17 protein-coding genes are annotated in these 22,747 nt (G+C 64.8%); 8 read left to right on the top strand and 9 right to left on the bottom strand.

Features of this window, described 5'->3' with window-relative positions; all coding sequences use genetic code 11:
• Window positions 1-36 precede the first annotated feature (36 nt).
• Genes JWQ24_RS09215 through JWQ24_RS09205 form a run of 3 tightly spaced genes read left to right on the top strand, consistent with a single transcriptional unit; the run spans window position 37 to window position 4,930 of the window.
• On the top strand, window positions 37-957 hold the full coding sequence (locus JWQ24_RS09215) for an efflux RND transporter periplasmic adaptor subunit (protein WP_299806874.1): 921 nt from the start codon (window positions 37-39) through the stop codon (window positions 955-957).
• Complete coding sequence (locus JWQ24_RS09210) at window positions 957-4,064, top strand: efflux RND transporter permease subunit (protein ID WP_299806872.1); 3,108 nt, start codon at window positions 957-959, stop codon at window positions 4,062-4,064. The genes JWQ24_RS09215 and JWQ24_RS09210 overlap by 1 nt, the downstream gene beginning before the upstream one ends.
• Window positions 4,065-4,066: 2 nt before the next feature.
• Entirely contained in the window at window positions 4,067-4,930 is an 864-nt protein-coding gene (locus JWQ24_RS09205; protein ID WP_299806870.1) for an HlyD family efflux transporter periplasmic adaptor subunit, read from the top strand.
• A 28-nt stretch (window positions 4,931-4,958) separates the two neighbouring features.
• Here the strand turns inward: JWQ24_RS09205 and JWQ24_RS09200 are convergent, their stop codons facing one another.
• The 3 genes from JWQ24_RS09200 to JWQ24_RS09190 all read right to left on the bottom strand — a co-directional run bounded on the left by JWQ24_RS09200 (window position 4,959) and on the right by JWQ24_RS09190 (window position 7,621).
• The gene (locus tag JWQ24_RS09200; protein ID WP_299806868.1) at window positions 4,959-5,519 is read right to left on the bottom strand and encodes a PAN domain-containing protein; all 561 of its coding nucleotides are present in this window, start codon (window positions 5,517-5,519) and stop codon (window positions 4,959-4,961) included.
• Window positions 5,520-5,656: 137 nt separating this feature from the next.
• The gene (locus tag JWQ24_RS09195) at window positions 5,657-7,027 is read right to left on the bottom strand and encodes a glutamate--cysteine ligase (RefSeq protein WP_299806866.1); all 1,371 of its coding nucleotides are present in this window, start codon (window positions 7,025-7,027) and stop codon (window positions 5,657-5,659) included.
• 99 nt (window positions 7,028-7,126) lie between these two features.
• Window positions 7,127-7,621 (bottom strand): MarR family transcriptional regulator, encoded by a 495-nt coding sequence (locus JWQ24_RS09190; protein WP_299806864.1) that lies wholly within the window; start codon window positions 7,619-7,621, stop codon window positions 7,127-7,129.
• Between the two features lie 125 nt (window positions 7,622-7,746).
• Here JWQ24_RS09190 and gstA point away from each other — a divergent pair, with 125 nt between their 5' ends.
• The gene (gene gstA / locus JWQ24_RS09185) at window positions 7,747-8,361 is read left to right on the top strand and encodes a glutathione transferase GstA (RefSeq protein WP_299806862.1); all 615 of its coding nucleotides are present in this window, start codon (window positions 7,747-7,749) and stop codon (window positions 8,359-8,361) included.
• Between the two features lie 170 nt (window positions 8,362-8,531).
• Here gstA and JWQ24_RS09180 read toward each other — a convergent pair whose 3' ends face one another.
• The 4 genes from JWQ24_RS09180 to JWQ24_RS09165 all read right to left on the bottom strand — a co-directional run bounded on the left by JWQ24_RS09180 (window position 8,532) and on the right by JWQ24_RS09165 (window position 14,348).
• Complete coding sequence (locus JWQ24_RS09180; RefSeq protein WP_299806860.1) at window positions 8,532-10,748, bottom strand: 3-hydroxyacyl-CoA dehydrogenase NAD-binding domain-containing protein; 2,217 nt, start codon at window positions 10,746-10,748, stop codon at window positions 8,532-8,534.
• A gap of 11 nt (window positions 10,749-10,759) precedes the next feature.
• Window positions 10,760-11,968, bottom strand: a complete 1,209-nt coding sequence (locus JWQ24_RS09175) for an acetyl-CoA C-acetyltransferase (protein ID WP_299806858.1) — start codon at window positions 11,966-11,968, stop codon at window positions 10,760-10,762.
• Between the two features lie 184 nt (window positions 11,969-12,152).
• Window positions 12,153-13,943 carry an acyl-CoA dehydrogenase C-terminal domain-containing protein gene (locus JWQ24_RS09170; protein ID WP_299806856.1) on the bottom strand — a complete coding sequence of 597 codons (1,791 nt, stop codon included), beginning with the start codon at window positions 13,941-13,943 and terminating at the stop codon, window positions 12,153-12,155.
• Between the two features lie 9 nt (window positions 13,944-13,952).
• Window positions 13,953-14,348 (bottom strand): nuclear transport factor 2 family protein, encoded by a 396-nt coding sequence (locus tag JWQ24_RS09165; RefSeq protein WP_299806854.1) that lies wholly within the window; start codon window positions 14,346-14,348, stop codon window positions 13,953-13,955.
• Window positions 14,349-14,381: 33 nt separating this feature from the next.
• Here JWQ24_RS09165 and JWQ24_RS09160 point away from each other — a divergent pair, with 33 nt between their 5' ends.
• The 4 genes from JWQ24_RS09160 (at window position 14,382) to JWQ24_RS09145 (ending at window position 20,627) form a co-directional block, all read left to right on the top strand.
• Window positions 14,382-14,975: a TetR/AcrR family transcriptional regulator gene (locus tag JWQ24_RS09160; protein ID WP_299806852.1), complete on the top strand. Its 594-nt coding sequence runs from the start codon at window positions 14,382-14,384 to the stop codon at window positions 14,973-14,975.
• Window positions 14,976-15,157: 182 nt separating this feature from the next.
• Window positions 15,158-18,562, top strand: a complete 3,405-nt coding sequence (locus tag JWQ24_RS09155) for a hypothetical protein (RefSeq protein WP_299806850.1) — start codon at window positions 15,158-15,160, stop codon at window positions 18,560-18,562.
• Between the two features lie 362 nt (window positions 18,563-18,924).
• Window positions 18,925-19,851, top strand: coding sequence for a sulfite exporter TauE/SafE family protein (locus JWQ24_RS09150; RefSeq protein WP_299806848.1), 927 nt, complete (start codon window positions 18,925-18,927; stop codon window positions 19,849-19,851).
• Window positions 19,848-20,627, top strand: a complete 780-nt coding sequence (locus JWQ24_RS09145) for a TIGR02186 family protein (protein WP_299806846.1) — start codon at window positions 19,848-19,850, stop codon at window positions 20,625-20,627. Before JWQ24_RS09150 ends, JWQ24_RS09145 begins: the two co-directional genes overlap by 4 nt.
• Before the next feature lie 27 nt (window positions 20,628-20,654).
• Here the strand turns inward: JWQ24_RS09145 and JWQ24_RS09140 are convergent, their stop codons facing one another.
• Window positions 20,655-21,968 carry a divalent metal cation transporter gene (locus tag JWQ24_RS09140; RefSeq protein WP_299806844.1) on the bottom strand — a complete coding sequence of 438 codons (1,314 nt, stop codon included), beginning with the start codon at window positions 21,966-21,968 and terminating at the stop codon, window positions 20,655-20,657.
• 81 nt (window positions 21,969-22,049) lie between these two features.
• Window positions 22,050-22,742, bottom strand: coding sequence for a ligase-associated DNA damage response endonuclease PdeM (pdeM, locus tag JWQ24_RS09135; RefSeq protein ID WP_299806843.1), 693 nt, complete (start codon window positions 22,740-22,742; stop codon window positions 22,050-22,052).
• Window positions 22,743-22,747 lie beyond the last annotated feature (5 nt).

The raw sequence follows: 22,747 nt of genomic DNA, 5'->3' as shown, positions 1-22,747 counted from the left end.
TGCGCGGCGCAACATTACCGGTGGATCGATCCCGCAATGAAGCCCCTCGCCTGCTTCGCAACACCTCTCGCCACTTTAGCCCTAGCGGCCCATCTCGTTACGGGAAGCGGTACCGCTGACGCCGCCGACAGTTCATCGCCGAGCGGATCGGTGTCGCCGGGCGGCGCGATGGTACTGGTCGCCAAGGCGATAAACGCCTGCTTCTCCGACATGGTGCGGGTGACCGGTTTCATCGTGCCGCGCCGGGAGGCCGTCACCGGCGTCGATAGCGAAGGCGCGAAAGTGTCGGAAGTCCTGGTCCGCGAAGGCGACAGCGTCACCGAAAACCAGGAACTGGCGCGGCTGGTGCCGATGGTCGCCGGCGCCCCACGCTCCAATCCGGCAAGTGTACGTGCGCCGGCCGCCGGCCTCGTCACGTCAGTCAACATCATTGCCGGCGCGCCGGCATCGCCGCAGGCCGGGCCGATGTTCAAGATCGCGGTCGGCGGTGACATCGAGCTCGATGCCGAGGTGCCCAGCATTCACGTCATGAAGCTCAATGCCGGCGCCATCGCGCGGATCAGCCGCGACGACCAGTCCGACGTGGTCGGCAAGGTCCGCGTGGTGTCGCCGCAGATCGACCGCGTCACCCAGCTCGGCCACGTCCGGCTGTCATTCTCGTCCAATCCTGGACTGCGGGTCGGGACCTTTGCCCGCGCGGCCATCGACGCCAGGCGCAGTTGCGGCGTCTCGATTCCGCGCTCCGCGATCGACCATCTCACGGTGCAAGTGGTCAAAGGCGGCACTATCGAGACCCGCAGGGTCAAGGTGGGCCTGACCTCCGACACCGCGACCGAAATTATCGAAGGCATCGATGTCGGCGACATCGTCGTCGCCGATGCCGGCTCCTCGCTGCATGACGGCGACCAGGTGAAGACCATGCTTGTCGATGAACTCGACCGACCGCGGGTGCGCTAATGTCCCTGAACATCTCCGCCTGGTCGATCCGCCATCCGCTGCCGTCCATCGTGTTCTCCGTGATCCTGCTGGCGCTGGGCTGGATCAGCTTCACCAAACTGGCGATCACGCGGTTGCCCTCAGCCGATATCCCGGTGATCTCGGTCGCGGTGTCGCAATTCGGCGCGGCGCCCGCCGAGCTGGAAGCGCAGGTCACCAAGACCATCGAGGACGGCGTCTCCGGCGTCGAAGGCGTGCGCCACATCGCCTCCTCGATCACCGACGGACTGTCGGTGACCACCGTGCAGTTCGCGCTGGAAACCAACACCGACCGCGCGCTCAACGACGTCAAGGACGCCATCACGCGGGTACGCAGCAACCTGCCGCAAAACGTCAACGAGCCGCTGATCCAGCGCGTCGACGTCATCGGGCTGCCGATCGTGACCTATGCCGCGATCTCGCCCGGCAAAACACCGGAGCAACTCTCCTACTTCGTCGACGATGTCGTGAAGCGATCGCTGCAGGGCGTACGCAACGTCGCCCAGGTGGAGCGTATCGGCGGCGTCGAGCGCGAGATCCTGGTGTCGCTCGATCCCGACCGGTTGCAGGCCGCCGGCCTCACCGCCGTCGATGTCTCGCGCCGGCTGCGCGGCACCAATGTCGATCTCGCCGGCGGCCGCGCCGAGATCGGCAAGAACGATCAGGCGATCCGCACGCTGGCCGGTGCCAAGACGCTCAACGAACTCGCCGGCACGATGATCAGCCTGCCGTCGGGCGGCGAAGTACGGCTCGAAGATCTCGGCACCGTCACCGACACCATCGCCGACCGACGCACCTTTGCGCGCTTCAACGGTGAGCCCGTGGTGGCGCTCGGCATCAAGCGCTCCAAGGGCGCCTCCGACGTCGTCGTCGCCGCCGCCGTGCAAAAGCGCATCGACGCGCTGAAGGATGCCTATCCCGACGTCGATCTCAAACTGATCGACACCTCGGTGGATTTCACCAAGGGGAATTACGACGCCGCGATGAGCACGCTGTTCGAGGGCGCCATTCTGGCGGTCATCGTCGTATTCCTGTTCCTGCGTGATTTCCGTGCCACCGTGATCGCGGCGATCTCGCTGCCGCTGTCGATCTTCCCGGCATTCTGGGTGATGGACCTGCTCGGATTCTCGCTCAACCTCGTGAGTTTTCTGGCGATCACGCTGTCCACCGGCATCCTGGTCGATGACGCCATCGTCGAGATCGAGAACATCGTGCGGCACATGCGGATGGGCAAGTCGCCCTACCGCGCCGCCTTGGAAGCCGCCGACGAAATTGGCCTCGCGGTGATCGCGATCAGCCTGACCATCATCGCAATCTTCGCACCCGCCAGCTTCATGTCGGGAATTGCCGGACAGTTCTTCAAGCAATTCGGCATCACCGTCTCGGTGCAGGTGTTCTTCTCGCTACTTGCTGCACGTTTCGTCACGCCCGTACTGGCCGCCTACTTCCTCAAGGACCATCCGCACGACGATCCGCCGCCGGGCCGCATCCTGCGCACCTATACCAGGTTGGTAACGCTGTCGGTACGACACTATTACGTCACGGTGCTAATCGGCATCGGCATCTTCGCGCTGTCGATCTGGAGCATCCAGTTGCTGCCGCAGGGATTTCTGCCGGCGCAGGATTCGGCGCGCTCGCTCCTGGCAATGGAACTGCCGCCGGGTTCGCAACTCGCTTTCACCGAGAAGACCACCGAGGAGATCGTACAGCGGCTACGCAAGCGACCGGAAATCCGTAGCGTGTTCGTCGATGGCGGCCGCGTACCACCGGGCTTGCAGGAAGTGCGGCGCGCATCGCTGATCATCAACTACACGCCAAAGGGCGACCGCAAGATCACCCAGCGCGCGCTTGAACTGGATATCGGCCGCGAGCTCGAGAGCGTGCCCGATATCCGCTACTGGTTCCTCGACGAGAACGGGCTGCGGGCGATCTCGCTGGTGGTGACAGGCACTGACGTCAACATCGTCAGCAACGTCGCCAACGAGCTTGCGACGCAGATGAAACGAATTCCAATGATCGCCAATGTGATCTCGGAAACATCGCTCGACAGACCCGAGCTACGCGTGCAGCCGCGCGCCGATCTCGCAGCCCGGCTCGGGGTTTCCACCGAGAGCCTGTCGGAGACCATCCGCGTCGCCACGATCGGCGACGTCGGCCCGGCGTTGGCCAAGTTCGACGCCGGCGATCGTCTGGTGCCGATCCGCGTGCAGCTGGAAGACTCGGCCCGCGGCGATCTCTCGGTGCTGGAGCAGTTGCGCGTGCCGCTCGGCGGCGGCCGGGGCGGCGTGCCGCTGTCTGTCGTGGCCGACATCAAGCTCGACCAGGGCCCGACCAGCATCAACCGATATGATCGCGAACGGCAAGCCACTGTCGCCGCCGACCTGGTCGGCACCGCCGCGCTCGGCGATGCGATGAAGGCGATCTACGACCTGCCGGTGATGAAGAGCCTGCCCAAGAATGTCAGCGTCAAACAGTCCGGCGACGCCGAGAGCCTCAACGAACTCTCCGCCGGCTTCGCCACCGCGATCTCGGCCGGCCTGATGATGGTCTATGCGGTGCTGGTGCTGTTGTTCGGCACTTTCCTGCAACCGATCACCATCCTGTTCTCGCTGCCGCTGTCGATCGGCGGCGCTATCATGGCGCTGCTCGTCACCGGCAAGCAGCTCACCACGCCGGTGTGGATCGGCATATTGATGCTGATGGGCATCGTCACCAAGAACGCCATCATGCTGGTGGAATTCGCGGTGGAAGCGATCCGCGAGGGCAAGCCGCGCGACGTGGCGATCATCGACGCCGGCATGAAGCGGGCACGGCCGATCGTGATGACGACGATTGCGATGGCCGCGGGTATGATGCCGAGCGCGCTGGCGTGGGGCGCCGGTGGCGAATTCCGCTCGCCTATGGCGCTGGCTGTCATCGGCGGGCTGATCTTCTCGACGCTGCTGTCGCTGATCTTCGTGCCGGCGATGTTCATGATGATGGACGATGTCGGCGAGATTTCGTGGCGCTACGGCAAGAAACTGCTCACCTCGACCGGCGACGAAGATCGCCCCACATTACCCCCGGCAACCGAACCCAGGGTGAAATGATGATGGCAAAAATTTTGTACGCCGCTCTGTCGCTCGGGTTGCTGCTGGCCTCGCCGGCATTCGCCGCAGATGAGACGGGCGCGCCGAGGGGTGCCGCCGTCACCGTGCTGACGGCCACAAAATCCTGCTTCTCGGATATCGTCGAGGTGTCAGGTCTGCTGGTGCCGAAAGAGGAGATCGCGATCCGCCCGGACCGGCCGGGCCTGAAGGTCGCCGACGTGCTCGTCGATGCCGGCGAGAACGTCACCGCGGGCCAGATCCTGGCGCGGCTGACGACGCCGGACGGCGGCGCGGTGCAGATCCAGTCGACCACGGCCGGGCTGGTCAGCGCCTCGACCGCGGTGATCGGGGCCGTGGCCTCCGGCAAGGGCGAGGCGCTGTTCAGCATTATCGCGCGCAGCGAGTTCGATTTCATCGGTCAGGTTCCGACCCGCGACCTGCCGAAGCTGAAAGTCGATCAGGCCGTCCGGATCAGGGTGATCGGCGCCGGCGAGATGGACGGCAAGGTGCGCCGCATCGCATCCACGGTGGAGCCGAACAGCCAGCTCGGCCAGGTCACGGTCTCGATCACCGCGCCGCGCCGGCTGATGAGCAACGCCTATGCGCGCGCGATGATCAAGACCGACGAGAGTTGCGGCATCGCGGTGCCGCTGACCGCGATCCTGTACGGCACCGGCGGCACCGTGGTGCAGATCGTCCGCCGCCAGCGCGTCGAGGCGCGCCGCGTCGAGGTCGGGCTGATGTCGGCCGGCCGCGTCGAAATACGTGAAGGGTTGGCAGAAGGCGACATTGTCGTCGCGCGCGCCGGCGCCCTGCTACGCGAAGGCGACCCGGTGCGCCCGGTACAGGCCACCGAGACGAAGTAGCAGAGGCTCGCAGACAAAAGACGCCGCCCTACCGCACCACGCCCGAAATGAAACCCGGCTTCCTTCGCGGTGGCTTGATGTCGCTCTTCAGGAAGCAGCGCGCGCCCTTGCCGGCGTAGCCGGGGCGCGCGAAGGTCCAGGCGCGGCATTTGTTGTCGCCCTCGCAGGCGTCGCGGCAGGTGTCGCCGCGTTCGGCCTTGTCGTCGTTCTTGACCTCGAAATTGCGGTAGTCGCCGCCGAAGCGATCGATCGAGTTCTCGACCGGGCCGCTGCGCGGCTCGATGACGCCGGCGCCGCGCACGCCGGAGACGCAGCAATAGCTTTCGACCCGCGGCGTCACCTTGTCCTTCAGCCAGCACACGGCATTCTCGGAGGCGTCGCCCGGATAGTTGAAGCTCCAGGCGCGGCAGCGCTTGTCGCGCTCACACACCAGCGCGCATTCGGCGGGATCGCCGGACAATGACAGCGAACGCGAATAGTCCGCGCCGGGGCGATCGAAATTGGCTTGCGCGGCGGCCGGTCCGGCTCCGGCGATCACCGCCCACAGGGCGAATGCCGCCAGACACGCTCTGAACAGGCTATTCGACATCCAAAATGACTTTCAACGGCTTGCCGCAGAGTTGCGGCAGGCTGCCCCCATGCAGCGCAAGGCATTTGACCGTGCGTCACCTGTACGTCCGATGAACGATCTTTCAGGAAACCGCGACCACCGAACAAGCCACTGATCTAAAAACAGTATTCCTTGTAGGCCGGATCCACCGAACGCTGCCAGGCGCCGTTGTACTTGTCGAGCATCTCCTCGGCCGGGTTCTTGCCCAACGCGATGATCTGGTCGAGCGGCTCGAGATGGCGGGTTTCGTCGCGGCCGCTTTGGTCGAGCCGGGCACGGCGTTTCAAACCGCCATGCGCCAGCGCGACGCACTCCTTGGCGATCTGGAACAGATAACGGTCCTTGATGCGCGACTTGAAGCCGAGCTTCGGCACATCGTCGCGCAGCGCCTGACGCTCCGCGGCGGTCCAGTGCCTGACGATCTCCCAGGCGGCATCGAGCGCGGCGTCGTCATACAGAAGCCCAACCCAGAACGCCGACAGCGCGGGCAGCCGGTTCCATGGCACGCCGTCGGCGCCGCGCATTTCGAGGTAACGCTTCAGCCGGACCTCGGGGAAAATCGTCGAGAGATGATTGGCCCAGTCCGACAAAGTCGGCTTCTCGCCGGGGATCATCTTGTTGTTGCCGGCGAAGAAATCGCGGAACGAGGAGCCGGAGACGTCGATGTAGCTGTCGCCGCGCTTGACGAAATACATGGGAACGTCGAGCGCGTAATCGACCCAGCGCTCGAAGCCCATACCGTCCTCGAACGCCCACGGGATCATGCCGGAACGGGCATTGTCGGTGTCGCGCCAAATCTCCGAACGGAACGACTGGTAGCCGTTCGGTTTGCCTTCGGTGAACGGTGAATTGGCGAACAAAGCGGTCGCGACCGGCTGCAGCGCCACGGAAACGCGCAGCTTCCTGACCATGTCGGCTTCGGAGGAGAAGTCGAGATTGGTCTGCACCGTGCAGGTCCGGTACATCATGTCGAGACCGTACTGGCCGACCTTCGGCATGTAGCTGGTCATGATCTTGTAACGCCCCTTGGGCATCACCGGGATCTGCTCGCGCGACCACGATGGCGTCATGCCGAGGCCCAGAAATCCGATGCCGAGCGGGCCGGCCACTTCGCGGACCTGCGCCAGATGCGCCATCAGTTCGGATTGCGTCTGATGGATGGTTTCCACCGGCGCGCCGGACAGCTCGAACTGGCCACCGGGCTCCAGCGAAATTGCGCCGCCACCGGTCACGTCATAGAGGCCGATGATGTGGTCGCCTTCCATGATCGGCTCCCAGCCGAGCAGTGACTTCATGCCGAGCAGCAGCGCCTCGATACCGCGCGCACCCGCATAGGGCACCGGCTTGAGGCCATCGAGCGTGAATGGCGTCTTCTCGTGTTCGGTGCCGATGCGAAAGGCGGACGGCGGCTTGATGCCGTCCTCCAGCCACGCCACGAGTTCGTCGCGCGATTGCAGCGGCGTCATATCGATCTGGTCACGCGCCATGAAAATTCCGGATGAAAGGCGCAGCGAACCATCGCGCGCAGTGTCGGGGACGGCGGCGGACCAGGGAGGTCGCCGACGCAGGGGGTAAAATAATGTTCATCACGCTGACGCAGCGTCTCTGGCGGCCGGCGCGGGATTCGCTTGCTTGTCTTGGCACGCGCAGCCGAGCCGGTCGAGCAAGCCGCATAGCTTTGCTGCATCTGCGTCGGACAGTTTCGAGCCGACATGCTTCTCGATTGCGGCCGAATAGGCGCAGCCCATCTTCTTGTGCAGTTCGCGGCCGGCCTCGGTGATCTCGACGAACAGGCCGCGCTTGTCCATCTTGCACTCGCGCCGCGCCGCCAGACCTTCATCGACCAGCCGGTCGATCAGCCGCGAGGTGGAATATTGCGGTATCAGCATCTGCTTTTCGAGCTCGACGGGGCGCATCTCGCCGGTCGGCGAACGGGCCAATTCCATCAGCGCATCGAACCACGCCAGCGGCGGAAAGCCGGCGCGCTTGAGATCCTGCTCGACGGCGTCCAGGACCCGGCTCTGGATTCGCATCAGGCGGATCCAGGCGGCGGTGGCCTCGGTCGAAGGTTTGCGTTTCATCACGACATCCATATGGTGGCGGCACCCTAGCGCACTGAATGCAGCTGCATCAATATTGACTATTACATGCGGATGCATTTAGTCACGCGGTTGCGGCAAACCATAACCCCTGGGAGGGATTTCCAATGAAGCTGTATTATTCGCCCGGCGCCTGCTCGCTGTCGCCCCACATCGCGCTTCTGGAAGCCGGCCTGCCCTACGATCTGGTCAAGGTCGATCTCAAGGCCAAGAAGCTCGAAAACGGCGATGATTATCTGGCGATCAACCCCAAGGGCCAGGTTCCCGCGCTCGGCCTCGACAGCGGCGAGCTTGTCACCGAAGGTCCGGTGATCGTGCAGTACATCGCCGACCAGGCCGCCGGCAAGAACCTCGCGCCGAGCATCGGCAGCGATGCACGCCGGCATCTGCAGGAATGGCTCGGCTTCATCAACGGCGAGTTGCACAAGAACTTCAGCCCGCTGTTCCAGCCGGTATTCGACGACGAGGTGAAGGGCTTCTTCCGCACCCGCCTGACCGGCAAGTTCAAATATATCGACGGCGCGCTCGAGGGCAAAGATTACCTCACCGGCAAGGATTTCACTGTCGCCGACGGCTACCTGTTCGTGATGCTGAAATGGGCCGACCGGATGAGCCTCGACCTCTCGGCGTTCAAGAACCTCGCCGCCTACAAGGACCGCGTCGCCGCCCGCCCCAAGGTGCAGGAAGCGATGACCAAGGAAGGCCTGATGAAGGCGGCGTAAGCTGCTTGCATCAAGTGAAAAATACGAAAGGGCCGGATCGATGATCCGGCCCTTTTTTAATTGCACCACACACCGCTCCATCGTCATGGCCGGGCTTGCCCCGGCCATCCACGTCTTCTCTGTCGTCGAGACGTGGATGCCCGGCACAAGGCCGGGCATGACGGAGCGTGTTAAGCCGCGGCGAGCTTCTTCGGCGGGAAGCGGCCGTAGAACGTCTCGCCCTTGGCGGCCATGTCGACCAGCAGTTTCGGCGGCGTAAAGCGCGAGCCGTATTTCGCCTCGAGCTTGTGGCACAGCGCGACGAAGTTCTTCGTGCCCATGAAGTCGATATAGCTCAGCGTGCCGCCGGTGAACGGCGCGAAGCCGAAGCCGAGGATCGAGCCGACGTCGGCCTCGCGCGGGTCGGTGATGACATGGTCTTCCACCGTGCGCGCGGCTTCCACCGCCTGCACGACGAGGAAGCGCTGCTTCAGCTCCTCGATATCGAGCGTGTCGGGATCGACGGGCGCCGGCACCAGTTCGCCGAGGCCCTGCCACAGGCTCTTCTGACCCTTGCCCTTGGCGGGATATTCGTAGAACCCCTTGCCGTTCTTGCGGCCCAGGCGTTCCTGCTTTTCGACCATCTCGACGATCAGCTTTTTCTGCGCCTGATCGACCGCCTGCGAGCCCAGATCAGCCTCGGTGGCCTTCATGATCTTCAGCACCAGATCGAGCGCGATCTCGTCGGAAAGAGACAGCGGCCCGACCGGCATGCCGGCCATCTTGGCGGTGTTCTCGATCATCGCCGGCGGCACGCCTTCCATCAGCATTTCCAGGCCTTCGGCGGTGAAGCGCAGCACGCAGCGATTGGCGAAGAAGCCGCGCGAGTCATTGACCACGATCGGCGTCTTGCCGATGACGCGGACGTAATCCAGCGCGGTGGCGAGCGCCACATCGCCGGTGTTCTTGCCGACGATGATCTCGACCAGCATCATCTTCTCGACCGGCGAGAAGAAATGGATGCCGATGAACTTCGACTGGTCCGCGAATTCCTCGGCCAGCGAATTGATCGGCAGCGTCGAGGTGTTTGACGCGAAGATCGCGCCTTCCTTCAGCAGCGGCTGCGCCTTCTTGTAGATATCGGCCTTCACCGCGCGGTCCTCGAACACCGCCTCGATGACGAGGTCGCATTCGCGCAGCACTTCGAAGTCGGACGTCGCGGTGATCTTGGCCATCAGAGCGGCCTTGTCGGCTTCCTTGGCGCGGCCCTTGGAAATCAGCGCGTCGATCGCGGCTTCGCAATGACCACGGCCCTTGTCGGCGCTGGCCTGGTCGCGATCGATCAGCACCACGTCGATGCCGCCGCGCGCGGAGACGAAACCAACCGACGCGCCCATGAAGCCGGCGCCAATGATGGCGAGCTTCTTGACCTTGGTCGGCGGCACGTCCTGCGGACGGCGCGCGCCCTTGTTGAGTTCCTGCATCGAGATGAACAGGCTGCGGATCATCGCCGCCGCCTCCTTGCTCTGCAGAATGTTGGCGAAGTGGCGCGACTCAACGCGAAGCGCCGCGTCCATCGGCAATTGCAGGCCTTCATAGGCGCACTGCATGATGGCGCGGGCGGCCGGATAGTTGTCGTAGGTCTCGCGACGATAGATCGCGTTGCCGGCCGGGAAGATCATCATGCCCTGCTTGGAATACACCGGGCCGCCGGGCAGCTTGAAGCCCTTCTCGTCCCACGGGGCGACGGCCTTGCCGCCGGCCTTGATCCACTCTTTCGCGGCGGAGACCAGATCGGCTGCCGGCACGACGGCGCCGACGATGCCCATCGCCTTAGCCTTGGTCAGGTTGATCGCCTCGCCCTTCAGCAGCATCTGCATCGCGTCCTGCGGCTGCAACATGCGCGGCAGGCGCTGGGTGCCGCCACCGCCGGGAAACAGGCCGACCTTGATCTCGGGCAGGCCGAGCCGGGTCTTCGGATTGTCCGCGGCAACGCGGTAATGGCAGGCCAGCGTCACTTCGAACGCGCCGCCGAGCGCCAGACCATTGATCGCCGCGACCCACGGCTTGCCGGAGGTCTCGATCTTGCGCAGCGTCAGCGACAGCTTGCGGCTCTCGTCGAACAGCATCTGCTGCGCGGCTTCCTCGCCCTTCGTCGCCTTGGTCTCGGCGAACACCTTGCCCATGCCTTCCAGCATCGACAGATCCGCGCCGGCGGAGAACGCTTCCTTGCCCGAGGTGATGACGACGCCCTTGACCGCGGCATCCGCCGAGGTCTGGTCAACGATGGCGCCGAGTTCCTCGATCGTCGTGATGTCCAGCACGTTCATCGAACGGCCGGGAATGTCCCACGTCACCAGTGCGATGCCGTCGGCGTCGGTCTCGATCTTGAAATTCTTGAAGGTCATGTTGCCGCTCCTCAAACGCGTTCGATGATGGTGGCGGTGCCCATGCCGCCGCCAATGCAAAGCGTGACCAGCGCGGTCGACTTGCCGGTACGTTCCAGCTCGTCGAGCACGGTGCCCAGGATCATCGCGCCGGTAGCGCCGAGCGGATGGCCCATCGCGATGGCGCCGCCGCAAACGTTGATCTTGTTGTTGTCGATATCGAACGCCTGCATGAAGCGCAGCACCACCGAGGCGAAAGCCTCGTTCAGCTCGAATAAATCGATGTCCGACAGTTTCATGCCGGAACGCTCCAGCACCTTCTTGGTGACATCGACCGGGCCGGTCAGCATCATCGCCGGCTCGGAGCCAATATTGGCGAACGCGCGAATTCGGGCGCGCGGCTTGAGGCCCGCTTTCTTGCCGGCCTCCTCGGAGCCGAGCAGCACGGCGGCGGCGCCGTCAACGATGCCCGACGAATTGCCGGCGTGATGGACGTAGTTGAGCCGCTCGACTTCCGGATGCGACTGGATCGCCACCGCATCGAAGCCACCCATCTGGCCCATCGTCACGAAGGAGGGCTGCAACTGGCCGAGCGACTGCATTGTCGTCGTCGGGCGCATGTGCTCGTCTTTGGCGAGGATGGTCAGGCCGTTGATGTCCTTGACCGGCACCACCGAATTCTTGAAGCGGCCCTCCTCCCACGACCTGGCGGAGCGCTGCTGGCTCTGCACGGCGTAGGCATCGACGTCGTCGCGCGAGAAACCGTATTTGGTCGCGATCAGGTCGGCCGAGACGCCCTGCGGCATGAAATACGCCGGCACGGCGATGGACGGATCCATCGGCCATGCGCCGCCGGAGGCGCCGATACCGATCCGGCTCATCGATTCCGCGCCGCCGCCGATCGTCATGGCGTGCTGGCCGGACATGATCTGCGCCGCGGCGAAATTCACCGCGTCGAGGCCCGAGGCGCAGAAGCGGTTGATCTGGATGCCCGGCACGTCAATGCCGTAACCCGCAGACAGCGCCGCCATGCGGGCGATGTCGCCGCCGGCTTCGCCGACCGGATCGACGCAGCCGAGGATGACGTCGTCGATGGTGCCGGGCTGCAGGTTGTTGCGTTCCTTCAGCGCTTTCAGCGGCGCGGTGGCAAGCGCCAGTGCGGTCACTTCATGCAGCGCGCCATCGGCTTTGCCGCGGCCGCGCGGGGTACGCACGTGATCGTAGATATAGGCCTCGGGCATGGGGTCTCCCTTGCATTTTTGCTGTTAAGCGAAGTTATAACTCGATGTCATCGCCCGGCCAGGCGCGCAATTGCGCGCTAGGACCGGACGACCCAGTATTTCGCGGCGCATGAGCTTGAATCTCAGGCGCCTGTGTTTACTGAGGCCCCGCTTTCGCGAGGACGGCAGTTGAGTATGTTGGTCGTCAGAAGGCTTCCGCCGGCAATTCCATCATCGTCGCGGCACCGGTCTGGATGCGCGCGAGATGGACCGTGGTTTCGGGCAACATCCGCTCCATGAAGAAGCGGCCGGTCACCAGCTTGGTGGTCAGATAGGGTGTCGCACCCGACGCGGCAATCTTGTCCTGCGCGACCTTGGCCATCTTCGCCCACATATAGGCAAAGGCGGTGAGGCCGAACAGCTGCATGTAGTCGGTGGCGCCGGCGCCGGCATTGTCGGGCTTCATCATGGCGTTGTTCATCAGCCACATGGTGCCCTGCTGCAAATGACCGAGCGCGTTGCTGAGCGGAGCGATGAAAGGCTTCATCGCCTCGTCCGCGCCGTGCTCCTTGGCGAAGGCGTCGACCTCGGCGAAGAACGTCATCGCGGCGCGGCCGCCATCGCGCGGCAGTTTGCGGCCGACCAGATCCAGCGCCTGGATGCCGTTGGCGCCCTCATAGATCATCGCAATGCGGGCATCTCGAACGAACTGCTCCATGCCCCATTCGGCGATATAACCGTGCCCCCCGAACATCTGCTGCGCCGACACCGCATTGGCGAAACCGCCATCGGTCAGCACGCCCTTCAGCACCGGGGTCATCAGACCCATATGGTCGTCGGCGGCCTGACGCTCCTTGGCATCTTCCGAGCGATGCGCGACGTCGCTCTTCAGCGCGGTCCACACCACCATCGCACGCGCCGCTTCGTTAAAGGCGCGGATGGTGAGCAGCGTGCGGCGCACGTCAGGATGCACGATGATCGGATCGGCCGGCTTGTCCGGCGCCTTCGGTCCGGTCAGCGAGCGGCCCTGCAGGCGGTCCTTCGCGTAGGCCACGGCGTTCTGGTAGGCGACCTCGGACTGCGCGAGCCCTTGAACTGCGACGCCGAGCCGGGCCTCGTTCATCATCACGAACATGCCCTGCATGCCCTTGTTCTCTTCGCCTATCAGCCAGCCGGTGGCGTTGTCGTAGTTCATCACGCAGGTCGAATTGGCGTGGATGCCCATCTTGTGTTCGATCGAGCCGCAAGACACGCCGTTGCGTTCGCCGAGCGAGCCGTCCTTGTTGACCAGCACCTTCGGCACCACGAACAGCGAGACACCCTTGATGCCCGCCGGTGCGCCCTCGATGCGGGCCAGCACGAGGTGGATGATGTTGTCAGCCAGATCATGCTCGCCGGCGGAGATGAAGATCTTGGTGCCGGAAATCTTGTAGCTGCCGTCGCCCTGCTTCGCCGCCTTGGTGCGCAGCAGGCCGAGATCGGTGCCGCAATGCGGCTCGGTCAGGTTCATGGTGCCGGTCCATTCGCCGCTCACCATCTTCGGCAGGAAGACGCTCTTCTGCTCCGGCTTGCCGTGCACCAGCAGCGCTGCAGTCGCGCCCATCGTCAGGCCGCCATACATCGAAAACGCCATGTTGGCGGAGCACTGGAATTCGTTGACGGTCTGCGACAGCGTCACCGGCAGGCCCTGGCCGCCATATTCGGTGGGCGTCGACAGGCCGAGCCAGCCCCCCTCGGTGACCTGCTTGAAGGCCTCCTTGAAGCCCTTCGGCGTGGTCACGCTGCCGTCTTCGTGGCGGACGCAGCCTTCCATGTCGCCGGAGCGGTTCAGCGGCTGCAGCACCTGTTCGGCGAGCTTCGCGGCTTCTCCCAGGATGGCCTCACGGACATCGGGGGAAGCGTCGGCGAAGCCGGGCAGGTTGTTGTAGCGGTCGAACTGGAACACGTCGTCGAGCAGGAAACCGACGTCTTCGAGCGGGGCTTTGTAGCTGGGCATGAGAGCTCCTTAAGTGACAATCGTCGGCAGGCGGGCGAGCTGTTCGCCCATCAAACGGTGCAGAAGGTTGATGGCCTTGAGGGGGCGCACCATGACTTTGAAATGGGTGATGCGATCGTCGCTGTCGAAGGTGATCATATCGACGCCGTTGATGGTGACGCCTTCAAGCCTGGTATCGAATTCGAGGACGACACTGGTCTCGTTGCGCCACTCGCCGCGGTAGGAAAAGCCGGGACCGCCGAGGACTTTCTCAGCGCTGACAAGATATTTGAAGACGATATCACGGCCTTGCTGCGGCGTATGCACGACGGCGCTTTCGAACACCGCGTCAGGATGCAGCAGATCCCACAGGACGGCGGGATCATGCCCGCGCATGTAGGAATACCATCTTTCGAGACCGGTCATCACCCACCCCTCGCCGCATCCATACATCACTGCATGGAAAACTATCTGGGACGGGTGGCACTAGTCAATACATATGTGTATGGTGGTATCGTGAAAGATCGGCTGACCACCACGGAATGGATCAAGCACGGGCTGCGGACTTTGGCCGGCCAAGGCGAGAATGCCTTGAAAGTCGGTGCTCTGGCCGCCGGCCTGAACGTCTCACGCGGCAGCTTTTATTGGCATTTCAAAGACATAGACGACTACCGCCAAGCCTTACTGCGGGAGTGGCAGCAGCGTGCGGGCGATCAGGTGATCCGCGATATCGATGCGACCATCACCGGGCCGGCGCGCCTGACGGCGCTGATGCGGCTCGCCTTTGAAGAAGATCGCAGCCTCGACCGCGCCATTCGCTCGTGGGCGAGCGCAGACCCGTCGGCGGCGGCTGTCGTGGCCTCGGTCGACGTGCAGCGCGTGGCCTATATTGCCAAACTGCTGACCGACGCCGGGGTCGATGGCCGCAAGGCGATGCCCCGCGCCGAGTTCATCTACTGGGCCTATATCGGCCAGCCCGGCGTCATGCACCAGGCACACACCGCGATCACCGAAGCCGACATCGACGATCTCGGCGCGCTGTTCACGCGTTAAGGCCAGATCGCCCCCGAACCGGCAACTTTCGCACCCCGCGGGCCGGTTCTTTAACGGGTTATTTACCGTAACACGAAAAAGTCCCGGACAGAGGCAAACCGCCTGCGCCGATCGCGATGGCCCCGTTCATGGGGCGCGCGGGGAGCGCGGGAACAGGTGCACAGGGCCCGGAACCGGTAGTCATGAATTCGCGCGTATCTTGGAATGTCGAAGGGATCGAGCCATCGGTCCGCGAGCGGGCCGAGGCTGCTGCACGTCGCGCCGGTATGTCACTGGGCGACTGGCTGAATTCGACCATTGGCGACAGCGCACCTAATTTCTCATCGACGAACCACCGGCCGCGCGCCGACCAGCCACCGATGATGCCGCGCCCGGCAATGCCGCAGCGCGATGCCGCCGATGTCGCCGAAATCCACCACCGCCTCGACGCCATTACCCGGCAGATCGAACAGTTCTCGCGCCCCGCAGGCTCCGAACCCGGCGTCGCGCGCCAGCTCAACGACGCGATCTCTCGGCTCGATGCCCGGCTGTCGCAGATCAACGAACCCGTGCGCGCGGCCGACCCCGCCGCGTACAGCCATGAAACGGTCGAACGCGCCGCCGCGCAGGTCTACCGCGCCCCGCCGCCAATCGACCCGTTCTCGCTGGATTTCGCGATCTCCGAAATTGCCGCGCGCCAGAACGAGCTGGACGGCGTGCCGCGCATGATGGCGCCGCCGATCGCGCCGCCACGCGCCGCAGCGCCTCCCGTTGCGCGCACGCCGGATGTCTCCGCCATCGAGCGGCAACTGTCGCACATCACCAGCCAGATCGACGCGCTGCAGCGGCCCGACACCGGCATCGAGCAGTCGATCGCCGCGTTCCGCGCTGAACTGGCCGAAATCCGTGGCGTCGTCACCGAAGCGCTGCCGCGCCGTGCAATCGAATCGCTCGAGAACGAAATTCGCTCGCTCGCCCAGCGCATCGACGACAGCAAACAAAGCGGCATCGATAATACCGCACTGGCCGGCGTCGAACGCGCGCTCGGCGAAATCCGCGCGACGTTGCAGACGCTGACGCCGGCCGAACAGCTCGCCGGTTTCGACGAAACGATCCGGAACCTCGGCGGCAAGATCGACCTGATCGTGCGCTCCAGCGACGATCCGGGCACCATGCAGCAGCTCGAAGGCGCTATCGCAGCCTTGCGCAGCATCGTCTCCAACGTCGCCTCCAACGAAGCACTGGGGCGGCTCGCCGGCGATGTGCAGTCGCTGTCGATGAAGGTCGACCAGCTCGCGCGCACCGACAGCCACAGCGATTCCTTTGCCGCGCTCGAAGCGCGCATCATGACGCTGACCACCGCGCTGGAAAATCGCGACCGGCCGCAGCCGGCGCCGAACTCCGACCAGCTGGAAGGCGCCCTGCGGGCGCTGTCCGATCGCCTCGACCATCTTCCGGTCGGCAATGACAGCTCCGCAGCGTTCACCCATCTCGAACAGCGCGTCTCCTATCTGCTGGAGCGCATCGAAACCACCAGTGATCCGCGCGCCAACAATCTTGGCCGCGTCGAGGACGGCTTGCAGGACATCCTGCGCCATCTCGAACGCCAGCAATCCAGCTTCGCCGCGATCTCGGAGGCCCGCAGCCTGCCGACGATGGATCCGTCGCTGGTCGACACCATCAAGCGCGAACTCTCCGACATGCGCTTCAGCCAGTCGGAGACCGATCGCCACACCCAGGATTCGCTCGAAGTCGTGCACAGCACGCTCGGCCATGTTGTTGACCGTCTGGCGATCATCGAAGGCGATCTGCGCAGCGTGAAGACCGCGCCGCCAGCGCCGCCGATCCCGCACGCTCCGGTGCAGCGCGCGGCGACGAGCCCGGCTACGGTGGCGCCGACGCCGCCGCCGCGTCCGCAATTGCCCAATCCGGTGCAGGCAAAAGCGCCCCCGCTGCCCGTGTTCGAGTCGACCCCGGTGCCGCCCCAAGGCCGTCCAAATCCGAAGGCGCAATTCGATGCTGCGCCGCGTGAATTCGCGGCGACCGCGATCTCGAACGAGCCGGCGCCCGCTTTCGCGATGCCGAAGAACGAGATCCCCAAGATCGAAATCCCGAAGACCGAGATCCCGAAGGCGATCAGCGACATCCTCGATCCGCAGCCGAGCGCGCGGAGCACGCCTGCGTCCACGGAGCGCGTGACCGCCTCTCGTCCGATGGTCGATCCGGAATTGCCGCCCGATACGCCGCTGGAGCCGGGCACCCGGCCGCAGGTTCGCGTCGGCACGCCTTCAGAGCGCATCGCCGCCTCCGAGGAGGCGATCAGCGAGATCGCCGATGGCAACCGCGAACCGGCCAACGCTTCCAGCTTCATCGCCGCCGCCCGCCGTGCCGCCAAGGCTGCGGCCACCACCGGCCCCGACAGGTCACGCACCAGCGCGAGACCCGCGCCGGGCGCCGACGCCAGCGGTTCGACCATCAGCTCGAAGATCCGCTCATTGCTGGTCGGCGCCAGCGTGGTCGTGATCGTGCTCGGCTCTTTCAAGATGGCCATGACGCTGATCGACAGCCCCTCGACGGCGCCGTTCATGCAACACGCGCAGGACGCCGAGCCGCTTGACGAAGTCGAACCGGCGGAGACGCAGACCGCGCCGGTCGCACCTTCGCCGGCGCCCGCCATGCCGTCATTGACCTCGCCGACCCCGATCGGCCGGCAGACGCTCAACACCGCGCCCGCCCCTGCCACGCAGCCGGCGGCACAGCCGCAGCCGCAAGCTGTGCCGCAGGCGCCCGCCGTGCCCTACATCTCGCCGGACGTCACCGGCAGCATCACCGCGCCGCAGCTGCCGGTTCCGGCCGCGACCCCGGTGCTGCCGCCGAGCAACTACAAGCTTTCGACGGTTTCGATCCCGGCTGCCGAGCGGCTCCCCGAGACGATTGGCAGCGTCGCCTTGCGCAACGCCGCGCTGAAGGGCGACGCCACCGCGGCGTTCGAGATCGGCATGCGTTATGCCGAGGGCAAGGGCGTCACCGCCAATTTCGACGAAGCCGCCAAATGGTACGACCGCGCCGCGCAGGCCGGCGTCGTGCCGGCGATGTTTCGGCTCGGTACGCTCTTTGAAAAGGGCATGAGCGTGAAGAAGGATCTCGACGCCGCACGGCGCTATTACGTGCAGGCGGCCGAGCGCGGCAATGCCAAGGCGATGCACAATCTCGCGGTGCTCGACGCCGATGGCGGCGGCAAGGGCGCCAACTACAAGAGCGCCTCCTACTGGTTCCGCAAGGCCGCGGAACGCGGCGTCGCGGACAGCCAGTTCAACCTCGGCATCCTGTATGCCCGCGGCATCGGCGTCGAACAGAACCTTGCCGAATCCTTCAAATGGTTCAGCCTCGCCGGCGCCCAGGGCGACGCCGATGCCGGCCGCAAGCGCGATGACGTCGCCAAGCGCCTCGATCCGTCATCGCTGGCCGCGGCCAAGCTGGCGATCCAGTCGTTCACGCCGGAAGGCCAGCCCGACGACGCCATCAACGTCGCCGCTCCCGCCGGCGGCTGGGACGGCCCGCAGGCCGCCAAGCCGGCCGCCGCTACAGCCAAACGCGCGGCGAAGTAAGGATGCCGCAGGGCTGTCGGCCCGGCGACTTCTCCTGCTTCCACACTCTCCCTGTCGTCGCCCGGCTTGACCGGACGACCCAGGAGACACAGGCGTCCGTGATGGAGCGGCACGGCCGCCGTGTACTGGGTCACCCGCTTTCTCGGCTGACGACAGCCGAGTTGCCATTGATGCGAATCGTTCACCACTTTGCGAAGTGCGTGACGGCGCCCGCCAGAAAATACGATTGCTCGCGGATTCTTTAATTCCTTGAGCGGGCTAATCGGCTATGCAGGGGCGCGGCGCACGATCCGCGTCGTCTCCAGAACCACGCCGTGAGCGGTTTCGGCCCACTCAGGGCCAACTTTCCGAAGCAAACGCGCGTGCAGCTGTATCTCCCGATCGCCGACCTTCCGGTCAATGTGTTCCTCATCCTGGCGATGGGCGCGGCGGTCGGATTCGTGTCCGGCATGTTCGGGATCGGCGGCGGCTTCCTGATGACGCCACTGTTGATCTTCGTCGGCATCGCGCCCGCAGTCGCGGTCGCTTCTGTCGCCAGCCACATCGCGGCATCCTCATTCTCCGGCGCGCTCTCCTACTGGCGCAAACGCGCTATCGATCCGGCGCTGGCGGCCGTGCTGCTGTCCGGCGGCATCGTCGGCACCGCGCTCGGCGTGTTCGTGTTCACGCTGTTGCGCAATCTCGGCCAGCTCGATCTGCTGATTGCACTGTCTTACGTCGTGCTGCTCAGCGCGGTCGGCGGGCTGATGTTCTGGGAAGGGCTACGCGCGATCATGCGAGTCCGGCGCGGCGAGAAATTGGTGCTGCGGCGCTCGGGCAGCCACGGCTGGATCCACGGCCTGCCGCTGAAAATGCGGTTCAAGCGCTCCAAGATCTACCTCTCGGTCATCCCGATCATCGTCACCGGCCTGGTCATCGGCTTCATCGGCGCGGTGATGGGCATCGGCGGCAGCTTCATCCTGATTCCAATCATGATCTACTGGCTGCGGATTCCGACCTCTACGGTAATCGGCACCTCGATGGTGCTGACGCTGGTGACCATGGTGTTCGCCACTCTGCTGCACGCCGTCACCAATCATCTCGTCGATGCCGTACTGGCGCTGATCCTGATGGTCGGCGGCGTCACCGGCGCGCAGTTCGGCGCCCGTGCAGGGCAAAAGATTCGCGGCGAGCATCTGCGGTTGCTGCTTGGCCTCCTGATCCTCGCGGTCGGGATTCGCTTCGCGATTGAATTGGTGATCCAGCCCGGCGATCTCTTCACCATCCGCGAGACCGGAGGTGCGGGATGAAGTTTCGCGCCGCATCCATCATCGTCGCGCTGGCCTTCGCTGGCTGCAGTGCACCCGCGCGGGCGGAGCGGCTGATCGTCTCGGTCTCGAACCACCGCGTCACCGTGACCCCGAATTATGCCGGCGAGGAACTTGTGCTGTTCGGCTCGGTCGAAAAGGACGACAAGACCCCCGCCGACCGCGGCAATTACGACCTTGTCGTCACCGTGTCGGGTCCGCGCGCCGACCTCGTCACGCGGCGCAAGGAGCGCCGGTTCGGCATCTGGATCAACACCGACTCCCGCCAGTTCGTGCAGGTCCCGTCTTATCTGGCCGTGTTTGCTAACCGCCCGCTCGATGCCATCGCGCCGCCCGACGTGCAGCGCCGGCAGCAGCTTGGCCTGTCCAACGTACTGCTGACGCAGCGGATCGGCACCGATTTTGCCGACGTGGTAGCGACCGACGCCTTCCGCAGCGCCTTCGTGCGGTTGCGCAGCGAACACGGCCTGTACCGCGAGGCGACTGCCGCCGTGACGTTCCTGACGCCTACCCTGTTCCGCACCGGCATCCCGCTGCCGGCGGAAGTGCCGATCGGCACCTACGACATCGAGATCAAGCTCTTGGCCAACGGCGCGCTGGTCGCCAAGGCCGACACCGCCTTCGACATCGTCAAGGTCGGCTTCGAGCAGTTCGTCGCCAACGCCGCCCGCAACCACGGCTTTGCCTATGGCATCGTGACGGCGCTGATGGCGCTGATGACCGGCTGGATGGCCTCGGTGGTGTTTCGGAGGGATTAATCAGGGTTGGTCGCGTAACCGCCGCCGTTACAGAAAAAACCCCACGCCCATGGCCACGACGCTTAGCGCCATCGCGCCGGTCGACAGCCAGCCCAGCCAGTACAGCGGTCCCCTGATGACGAATTCGTCCATCACGTCGCGGCGGCGCGACATCACCATCAGCAGGATCATCACCGGCACCGCAAGCACGCCGTTGATCACCGCGCTCCAGTACAACGCCGAGATCGGGTTGATCGAGGTAAAATTCAGCGCGATTCCGATCGCGGCCGCCAGCGCCAGCACCGTGTAGAAGGCCGCAGCCTCGCGCGGCTTGCGGTCGAGGCCGACAGCCCAGCGACGGCCCTCGCCTACGGCGTAGGCCGTCGAGCCGGCCAGCACCGGAATCGCCAGCAGGCCGGTGCCGACGATGCCGAGCGCGAAAATGATCTCGGCGAACGCGCCGGCGACCGGGCGCAGCGCTTCGGCGGCTTCGGCCGAGGTCTGGATGTCGGTCTTGCCGGTGGCGTGCAATGTCGCCGCGGCGGTGACGATGATCGACAGCGCGATCAGATTGGAGAATGCCATGCCGACGATGGTGTCGGCTCGGATGCGGGAGAACTCCATCGCCGCCTCGAGCGGCGCGTCGATCAGCGGATGCTTGTCGGGATCGATACGTTCATCTTCAGCCTCCTGCGAGGCCTGCCAGAAAAACAGATAGGGCGAGATCGTGGTGCCGAAGATCGCCACCACCGTGGTGAGATAATCGACGCTCCAGGTGATCCGCGGCACGAGGATGCCGGTCAGCGCCTCGCCCCAGTTCACCTTGGCGACCGCCAGCGCGCCGACATAGGCGAACAGACACAGCGTCAGCCATTTCAGCACCGAGACGTAGCGCCTGTAGTCGAAGAAGATTTGAGCTGCGATCGAGAGCACGCCGAACAGCACGACATAGACCATGCCGGGGCCGCCGATCAGGAGCTTGGTGGCGTCGGCCATCGCGCCGAGATCTGCGGCGATGTTGATGACATTGGCAATGAACAGCAGGGCGACGACAAAGTTCAGCAGCAGCGACGAATAATGCCGGCAGACATTGCCGGCGATGCCGCGGCCGGTGACGCGGCCGACGCGGCCGGAGATTTCCTGGATCGCGACCATCAGGGGGAAGGTCAGCAGCATGGTCCAGCCGATGCCGTAACCGAGCTGCGCGCCGGCCTGGCTGTAGGTGCCGATGCCGGACGGATCGTCATCGGAGGCGCCGGTGATCAGGCCGGGGCCGAGCGACTTGAAGAAGCCCTTGAAGCGGAATGTTTCCAGACGCGGTTCATCGAGGTCGGATTTGATACCGTCTGACTGGTCTGACATTCCGGCCCCTGCTCCCAACCACTGCGGCAACGTGCCGCCCCTAGCTAAGGTTCCGGGGCATGAACTGGCAAGTATCTTGTGTCAGCGGCAACGCGATGCGGCGATGGCGTGCAGCCGGCGGTCGCCCAGCACATGCGCGACGAAGCCGAGCGTCTGGAAGATTTTCGCGAACGCCGCGTCGCGGATGTTGAGACCGCCGGTATAGGCGCCGAACGCCGGCATGATCGCGCGCATGCCGTCGGACGCGAAACATCGCCGCTCCACCGAACGGCCACGCGTCGAAACGCGCGCCTTCGGATGCAGATGGCCGGCGATCTCGCCATGCGCGCCGGTCGGCTCGTGGCGGAACGTGATCGGACCGATAGCGACTTCCCCGGCGACGACGCCGCCGAGATCGGACGGCAAAGCAGGATCGTGGTTGCCGGAAATCCAGATCCAGTCGCGGCGCAATTGCAATGCGGCGAGCACATCGCGGTTCGGCTGTGACAGCCGGTCATGCGCATCGCGGTCATGGAAGCTGTCGCCGAGGGCGATCACCGTGCGCGGATCGTGACGCGCGATCACCGCACCAAGCCGGCCCAACGTCGCGATAGTGTCATAAGGCGGTAACAGCACGCCGCGCGTGGCGTAGCTGGAACCTTTTTCCAAATGCAGGTCGGAAACGACGAGCAGACGCTGCTCTTCCCAGTACAGCGCGCCGGACAGATCGGCATGCAGGGTAATGCCGGCAATCTGGACGGCACTGATTTCGGCAATGATCGGTTCGGCGTCCATCGCGA

This window comes from Tardiphaga sp. (assembly GCF_028290495.1).
Classification (GTDB): Bacteria; Pseudomonadota; Alphaproteobacteria; order Rhizobiales; family Xanthobacteraceae; genus Tardiphaga.
This window is presented reverse-complemented; position numbering and strand designations above follow the sequence as displayed.